Consider the following 7,172-nt stretch of genomic DNA (forward strand, 5'->3'; position numbering starts at 1 on the left):
CCGGTCGCGGCGGCGGGCCCGGGCGCGCGGCTGCCGGCACCGCCCGACACGAGAGGGCATCCGGGCGGTCGGTCAACAGCGCGGCGGCGGTACGGGTCACGAGCACACTCACCCGCTCCACCTGCTCCGGGGTGCGCGGCACCTCGTACCACCAACCCTCGTCGCCGGTCGGACGGTGCCACCCGAGTGCGGCCAGGCGTGCCTCGTCGTGGCCGGGGCAGACCACCCGCACCACCTCGCGGCGCACCAGCAGGAGGATGCCGCGCGGACCGGCGGAGAGCTCCAGGTCGGTGTCCCGGTCGCAGCGGGCGATCGTGTCCCGCAGCCGCGTGACGATCTCCGGCCAGGTCGGCGACGTCACGCCGGTGGGCCGGGCAGGCGGGCGTCCAGCCGGCCGAGCCGGGCCACGGTCTCCTCCAGACGGCCCAGGGCCGAGAAGTCGCCCGGCGTGCCGAACAGGTCGCCCAGGCTCGCGCCGAGCGCGCCGTCCAACCCCTCGGTGTGCTCGTCGACGTGGTCGCTGGCGGCCGCACGGGCCCGCCGGTACGCGTCGAGCACCAGCTCCGCCACGCCCTCGGTGCCGGCGCGCAGCGCGGCGGGCGCGAGAGTGAGGCCGGTCAGGGCCCCGGTGGCGTCGACGGTCGCCGAGACCAGGCCACTCTCGTCGGTCGCCATGCCCGACAGCTCGGCCAGGTCGTCGCCCAGCCCGGCGAACCGGCGCTCGATGTCGGCGATCCGCCCGGCCAGCGCGTCGAACGTGGACGTCGGGTCCGTCATGAGATCCCTCCCCAGTGGATCGTGCGACCGGGTGGTGCCCGGCGGCCGGGAGATCGTATCGTCGGTGCGCTCGACTCATGGGGGAGGAACGGCATGCCACCGGACATCGATGTCGACGTGCAGGCGGTCCGTCGACTGGAGACAGCCGCGAAACAGGTCGTCAGTGCGCTCGCCGCGCTGGAAGCTCAGATCGTCTCGGCCGGTGACGTGCCGGCGGACGCCTTCGGCCATCTGCCGTTCGCCAGTGACCTGCTCCGCGCGAAGTACGCCGAGCAGGTCGCCGGCGGCCGCGAGTTGTTCGGCGCCGCGCACGCCGCGTTCGGTCGGGTCGGCGCGGCGCTGGGCGACACGGTCGAGGCGTACGAGCAGAACGAGCGGGACCTCGACGCCGGGTTCAAGGCCATCCAGTCGGGGCTGCCCGGATGAGCGGCCCGGCCGGCAGCGCCGTCCAGCTGTGGAACGGCCTCGACAACGCGCTCTCCGGAGTGGAGGACGCTGTCAACAGCGTCTGCCGGACGCTGGCCTGGCCGCTGATCCAGCTCGTCGAGCTGGTCGACGGTGAGCCCGCCGTCCTGCGCGCCAAGGCCGCCGAGTGGGACGCGCTGGCCACGCAGGTACGCGACCTGGCGCAGGGCCACCGCGGGGTCCGTGAGTCCGCGCAGGCGGGGTGGCTCTCACCCTCCGGCGTGGCGTACGGGAAGCGGCTGGCCGAGGTCGAACAGCAGATGCTCGACGTCGCCGAGCAGTTCGCCGCGACAGCGGAGTACCTGCGCAGCGTCGCCGACGGTCTGCAGACCGTCCACGACGTACTCGTGGACCTCTGCGTCGAGTTCGTGAACTGGATGCTCGTGACGCTGGTGACGGCGCTCCTGATGGCGCCGGTGACCATGGGGGCGTCCTGGGTCGCCGGCGTGGGCGTGACGGTGACCAGGGCCCTGATCGTGGTCACCCGGGCGCTGAAGGTCTTGCGCCCGTTGGCGGCGCACCTGCAGAAGGTCATCCGCCTGCTCCAGCGGGTCATGCTGTCCCTGCGGAAGCTCCAGGCGCACCTCGACAAGCTGGTCACCATGCAGGACAAGCTGCGCACCGGCAGGAAGTACGTCGAGAAGCGCCACGCCGCGGGCAAGGCCGACAAGTGGTTCCACAAGATCTTCGATCCCACCAAGGGCACCTACAAGCTGGGCAAGTCCGGTACGCCGTTCGACATGGGCGTCCTCGACCGGGCCTCCGCGCTGCGGACGCACGGGGTCGCCGACGGCGCTCGGGTGATCGCGCGGGACTGGGCGACCAACCTTCCGTGGAACGTGCCGAACTCGGTCGTCCATGGTGTCACCTGGGGGACCGTCGCGTTTACCAGCGGGCTGTCCATCCCCGGCGGCGAGCAGGTCGGTGACCAGATCGACCAGGCGGTGCAGGGTGGCGCCGACTGGATCGACCAGAATGTCTTCGGGCAGCCGCCCGCGGGTCAACCCGCGGGCCGTTAGCCCCGGTCGAGGAGGTACGGCGTGACGGCAGAGCAGCGGGGTCGGCTGGGTCGGTTCACCGACGCGGTGCTCGGCGGTGCGCGGGCGGCCCGGGACAAGGCCCGTGAGCTGCGCGAGGAGTTCCGCACCAGCGACGAACCCGAACGTGCCCTGGTGGCCCCGCTCCTGCCCGGGGAGGAGCTGCGCTACGTCGGCCTCGCCCCGGTCCGCTGCCCGGACACGCACAAGGCTGGCCGGCAACTCGCCGACGTGATGGCCGACAAGTTCGTCGACTCCCTCGACCCGAAGGTGCTGTTCGGCCTGCTCAACATCGTCAACCCGGTGGTCTGGGTCGATGCGGTGCTCACCCCGGTGCGGATGGCGGCGGGTGTGCTGCTGCTGCCGGGCAAGGCGGGTGCCGTCGCCGCCGGCCTGCCGGAGGCGGTCGCGCCGGAGCCGGACCTGCCGCACCAGCCGGTCCAGCGGGAGCCGATCCCGCTCACCGAGGAACAGGAGGCGTTCCGGGCGTTGTTCCGGCTCAGCCTGTACCGGCCCCTGGCCGACCAGCTCGCCGAGATCGCCTACCGACGTCGGTACGTCTTCAGCGGCGACCTCGCCACCCTCGCCGGCAGCCTGCTGCTCTTCCTGGATCGCTACACGGGCACCCCGTTCGCGGTGACCGACACCCACCTGCACCTGCTCAGAATGGGCTCCCGCCCGGACGCCGACCGGCCGGACCGGCGCCGACCACGGGTGCTCTGGAGTGTGCCGCTCAGCCGGGTGGCCCGGTTCGACTCCGAGCGCAGTGCGACCGGTCTCGTGCAGCTCTCGTCCACCATCGCCTTCGACGACGGCTCGTGGCTCCGGCTCACCCAGCCCGCTCTCCGCGACGACCAGTCGCGCTTCTTCACCGCGCTCGGCGACCTTCCCGGTCGGCGTCCGACGCCCTGACGCGGCCGGCGGGTCAGCCTCGACCCGGCTGGTCGGTCAGCCGTCGCGCTCGGGGTAGCCCACCGGCACCGCCGACACGTCGTCCAGCGCGGTGGTGATCTCCTCGGGCAGTGTGATGCGTTCCACTTGGAGAGCGCCGAGCAGTTGCCCCACCGTCCGCGCGCCGAGGATCGGCGCGGTCACCCCCGGCCGGTCCCGGATCCACGCCAACGCCACCTCCAGCGGCGACACACCCAGCCCACCGGCCGCGGTCGCCACCGCCTCCACGATGCTGGAGCAGCGCGGCTCCAGGTACGTGGCGACGAACCGCTCGAAGTGTGGCGACGCGGCCCGGGAGTCGGCCGGACGACCGTGCCGGTACTTGCCGGTCAGCACTCCCCGGCCCAGCGGGGACCACGGCAGCACGCCGAGGCCGAGCGCGTCGCACGCGGGCAGCACCTCCCGCTCCACGCCCCGTTCCAGCAGCGAATACTCCACCTGGGCGGCGACCACCGGCGCCCGGCCCGGCCAGGCGGTCTGCCAGGCGGCGGCCCGCGCGGTCTGCCAACCGGAGAAGTTCGACACACCGACGTAGCGGACCTTGCCGCTGGCCACCGCGTGATCCAGAGCGGCCAGGGTCTCTTCGAGGGGGGTGTCCGGGTCGTAGCCGTGCACCTGGAACAGGTCGACGTGGTCGGTGCCGAGCCGGCGCAGCGACGCGTCCAACGTCCGCAGCAGGTGCCCCCGGGAGCCGTCCCGGCGTCGGCCACTGCCCGGCCGCAACCCGGCCTTGGTGGCGATCAGCAGCTCCTCGCGGGGCACGAGGGAGCCCAGCAGCGAGCCGATCACCGACTCGGCGTCGCCGTCGCCGTACACGTCGGCGGTGTCGATCAGGTTGCCGCCCGCGTCCAGGTAACTCTTCAGCTGGGCGGCCGCATCGTCGGCGTCGGTGTCCCGGCCCCAGGTCATGGTGCCGAGCGCGAGCCGGGAAACCGCCAGCCCGCTTCGGCCGAGCGGTCGCTGTTGCATGGGTGAACCTTATTTCGAACCTGCCGCCACGGATATCCTCGCTCCCGTATCTCTGCCGGTTCTGCCGGTTCCGCCGCCCGGTGCTGTCCCGATGGAGGGGGGACCAAAGGGGTCGAGCCGGTGATCGACTCCGTTATCGGCATTGCGTAACCTGGTGCGACCTGTGCCACGGATGGGGGAGGACCAGTGCGACTCGGGCTCAGTCTTGGATATCAGACGGCGTGGAGCACACCGGCCGACCACCTGGCGCTGGCGCAGGAGGCGGACCGGCTGGGCTATTCGGTGGTGTGGGCGGCGGAGGCCTACGGCTCCGACTCGCCCAGCATGCTGGCCTGGATGGCCGGCCAGACCGAACGGATCGACGTCGGTGCCGCGGTGATGCAGATCCCGGCCCGTACGCCGGCGGCCACCGCGATGACCGCTGCCACCATCGACGCGCTCTCCGGTGGCCGGTTCCGCCTCGGCCTGGGCGTCTCCGGCCCGCAGGTCTCCGAGGGCTGGCACGGTGTGCGTTTCGCCAAGCCCCTCGCCCGGACCCGCGAGTTCGTCGACATCGTGAAGCTGGCCGTCGCCCGCAAGGAGGTGGCGTACGACGGCGAGCACTACACGCTGCCGCTGCCGGACGGCCCCGGTAAGGCCCTGCGGCTGGGCTTCCACCCACCCCGCGAGCACATACCGATCTACCTGGCCGCGGTCGGTCCGAAGAACCTGGAGCTGGCGGGCGAGATCGCCGACGGCTGGCTGGCCGTCTTCTACGCCCCGGAGTTCGCCGAGGAGCAGCTCGCCTCGGTGCGCGCCGGGCGGGCCAAGGTCGGCAAGGAGCTGGCCGGCTTCGACGTGGTGCCGTCGGTGCCCGTGGTGATCGGTGACGACGTGGCGTCCTGCGCGGAACTGGTGCGCTGGTACGCGGCGCTGTACGTGGGTGGCATGGGCAGCCGCCAGCAGAACTTCTACAACCAGCTCGCCACCCGGATGGGGTACGGCGACGCCGCCCGCGAGGTGCAGGACCTGTACCTGGCCAAGCGGCAGCGCGACGCCGCCGCCGCCGTACCGATGGAGTTCATCGACCGGACGTCGCTGCTCGGCCCGAAGGAGCGCGTCGCCGAGCGGATGCGGGAGTACGCCGCAGCCGGCGTCACCACGCTGTCGGTGACCCTGTTCGTGGCCGACCGGGAGAGCGGTGTGCAGACCCTGCGTACCGTCGCCGAGGCACTTGACCTTTCCGGAGTTGGCGAGTGACCTGGGTCGAGGCCATCGTCCTGGGCATCGTCCAGGGACTGACCGAGTTCCTTCCGGTCAGCTCGTCGGGGCATCTGCGGATCACCTCGGCGATCTTCTTCGACCGTGACGCCGGCGCGTCGTTCACAGCGGTCACCCAGCTCGGCACCGAAGCGGCCGTGTTGATCTACTTCGCCAAGGACATCTGGCGGATCACCCGGACCTGGCTGGTGGGCATCCGGGACAAGTCAGTGCGGTCCAGCCTCGACTACCGGATGGGCTGGTACGTGATCGTCGGGTCCATCCCGATCGGGCTGTTCGGTTTCCTGTTCAAGGACCAGATCAAGACGGCCGGGCGCAACCTGTGGGTGGTGGCGACCACGCTGATCGTGTTCGCGTTCGTGCTGGCGTTCGCCGAGTACTGGGGTCGGCAGACCCGCACCCTGGAGAACTTCCGGATGAAGGACGGCATCGTGATGGGCTTCGCCCAGGCGATGGCGCTGGTCCCCGGGGTGTCCCGCTCCGGCGGCACGCTCACCGCCGGCCTGCTGCTCAACCTGACCCGGGAGGCGGCGGCACGGTACTCGTTCCTGCTGGCCATCCCGGCGGTGGTGATGTCCGGCGTGTTCAGCCTCGGGGACGTCTTCGAACCGTCCGCCCCGGGCACGTCCACGCCGTCGGTCGCCCAGATGATCGTGGCCACGGTCATCGCCTTCGCCATCGGGTACGCGGCCATCGCCTGGCTGCTGCGCTATGTCGCCCACCACACCCTGTACGTCTTCGTGCTGTACCGGGTCGCGCTGGGCACCCTGGTCCTGGCCCTGCTGCTGACCGGCACGATCAGCGCCACCTGACCCACCCGTCGACGGCCCCGGCCCGCCTTCGGGCGGACCGGGGCCGTCGGTGTACCGCCCGACACCACATCGCCGATGTGGGGGTATCCGGGCAGCGGGACACCCCCAGATCGGCGAACCGGTGTCGATCAACCCGGACGGCCGGCCGTGGCCCGTGGAGGTTGACGCGGCGGGGGAGGCCCTAGGGTGGTCGGTGTGGCGACCCTTCTGCTTCTGCGACACGGCCGGACCACGGCGAACGCCGATGGCGGCCTGGCCGGCCGGCAACCGGTCGAGCTGGACGACACCGGGCGCGCCCAGGCCGTCGCGGTGGGCGAGCGGTTGCGGGCGGTGCCCCTGGCCGCCGTCGTGACGAGCCCGCTGATCCGTTGCCGGCAGACCCTGGAGCTGGCGCTGCCGCAGGCCACGCCGGTCATCGAGGACGGGCTGATCGAGTGTGACTACGGCAGCTGGGAGGGGCAGCCGCTGAAGAAGCTCGCCAAGGAGCCGCTCTGGCCGGTGGTGCAGCAGCGCCCCAGCGCTGCGGTCTTCCCCGACGGCGAGGCGATGGCGGCGATGTCCGCCCGGGCGGTGGCGGCGGTTCGCTCGTGGGACGCCCGGGTGAGCGCCGAGCACGGTCCCGAGGCGGTGTGGCTGGCGTGCAGCCACGGTGATGTGATCAAGGCCATCGTGGCGGACGCGCTCGGCGTACACCTGGATGCCTTTCAGCGGATCGTGGCCGACCCGGCGTCGGTGACGGCGATCCGGTTCACGCCACTGCGACCGTTCCTGGTCCGGCTCAACGACACCGGCGGTGACCTCTCGGGCCTGAGAAGAACTCATAAACCGACGAGTGGTGACGTGGCTTACGCCGAGATCGTCTGTCCCACCGGCCGCCTTCCCGGAAGGATCGCGGACATGC

Annotated in this window: 9 protein-coding genes; 6 read left to right on the forward strand and 3 right to left on the reverse strand. The window is 71.8% G+C overall.

Annotated features, from left to right (window positions below; all coding sequences use genetic code 11):
- Together ACWCO3_RS28875 and ACWCO3_RS28880 are read right to left on the reverse strand one after the other, a co-directional pair.
- A partial coding sequence (locus tag ACWCO3_RS28875; protein WP_450013041.1) for a TY-Chap domain-containing protein occupies window positions 1-361 on the reverse strand: 361 nt, incomplete at its 3' end.
- Entirely contained in the window at window positions 358-777 is a 420-nt protein-coding gene (locus tag ACWCO3_RS28880) for a YbaB/EbfC family nucleoid-associated protein (RefSeq protein WP_450013042.1), read from the reverse strand. The genes ACWCO3_RS28875 and ACWCO3_RS28880, both read right to left, overlap by 4 nt.
- A 93-nt stretch (window positions 778-870) precedes the next feature.
- Between ACWCO3_RS28880 and ACWCO3_RS28885 the strand changes: the two genes are divergently transcribed.
- Genes ACWCO3_RS28885 through ACWCO3_RS28895 form a run of 3 tightly spaced genes read left to right on the forward strand, consistent with a single transcriptional unit; the run spans window position 871 to window position 3,191 of the window.
- Window positions 871-1,203 (forward strand): hypothetical protein, encoded by a 333-nt coding sequence (locus ACWCO3_RS28885; RefSeq protein ID WP_355026109.1) that lies wholly within the window; start codon window positions 871-873, stop codon window positions 1,201-1,203.
- A complete protein-coding gene (locus tag ACWCO3_RS28890) occupies window positions 1,200-2,261 on the forward strand; it encodes a WXG100 family type VII secretion target (RefSeq protein ID WP_358164416.1) in 1,062 nt (353 codons plus the stop codon). Before ACWCO3_RS28885 ends, ACWCO3_RS28890 begins: the two co-directional genes overlap by 4 nt.
- A gap of 21 nt (window positions 2,262-2,282) precedes the next feature.
- On the forward strand, window positions 2,283-3,191 hold the full coding sequence (locus tag ACWCO3_RS28895) for a hypothetical protein (RefSeq protein ID WP_145782118.1): 909 nt from the start codon (window positions 2,283-2,285) through the stop codon (window positions 3,189-3,191).
- Window positions 3,192-3,227: 36 nt separating this feature from the next.
- Here the strand turns inward: ACWCO3_RS28895 and ACWCO3_RS28900 are convergent, their stop codons facing one another.
- A complete protein-coding gene (locus ACWCO3_RS28900) occupies window positions 3,228-4,199 on the reverse strand; it encodes an aldo/keto reductase (RefSeq protein ID WP_088989714.1) in 972 nt (323 codons plus the stop codon).
- A gap of 186 nt (window positions 4,200-4,385) precedes the next feature.
- Here ACWCO3_RS28900 and ACWCO3_RS28905 point away from each other — a divergent pair, with 186 nt between their 5' ends.
- From ACWCO3_RS28905 to ACWCO3_RS28915, 3 genes are all read left to right on the forward strand, one after another.
- Window positions 4,386-5,438 carry an LLM class F420-dependent oxidoreductase gene (locus ACWCO3_RS28905; RefSeq protein WP_145782115.1) on the forward strand — a complete coding sequence of 351 codons (1,053 nt, stop codon included), beginning with the start codon at window positions 4,386-4,388 and terminating at the stop codon, window positions 5,436-5,438.
- Window positions 5,435-6,271, forward strand: a complete 837-nt coding sequence (locus tag ACWCO3_RS28910) for an undecaprenyl-diphosphate phosphatase (protein ID WP_145782113.1) — start codon at window positions 5,435-5,437, stop codon at window positions 6,269-6,271. The genes ACWCO3_RS28905 and ACWCO3_RS28910 overlap by 4 nt, the downstream gene beginning before the upstream one ends.
- 186 nt (window positions 6,272-6,457) lie before the next feature.
- The coding region (locus tag ACWCO3_RS28915) for an MSMEG_4193 family putative phosphomutase (protein WP_450013047.1) at window positions 6,458-7,172 on the forward strand (715 nt) is incomplete at its 3' end.

The organism is Micromonospora sp. NPDC002411, assembly GCF_053592955.1.

What these genes read in the sequence shown, in the direction of transcription:
- ACWCO3_RS28900 (WP_088989714.1), bottom strand. Translation starts at nt 4,199, where the DNA reads ATGCAACAGCGACCGCTCGGCCGAAGCGGGCTGGCGGTTTCCCGGCTC.
- ACWCO3_RS28885 (WP_355026109.1), top strand. Translation starts at nt 871, where the DNA reads ATGCCACCGGACATCGATGTCGACGTGCAGGCGGTCCGTCGACTGGAG.
- ACWCO3_RS28890 (WP_358164416.1), top strand. Translation starts at nt 1,200, where the DNA reads ATGAGCGGCCCGGCCGGCAGCGCCGTCCAGCTGTGGAACGGCCTCGAC.
- ACWCO3_RS28880 (WP_450013042.1), bottom strand. Translation starts at nt 777, where the DNA reads ATGACGGACCCGACGTCCACGTTCGACGCGCTGGCCGGGCGGATCGCC.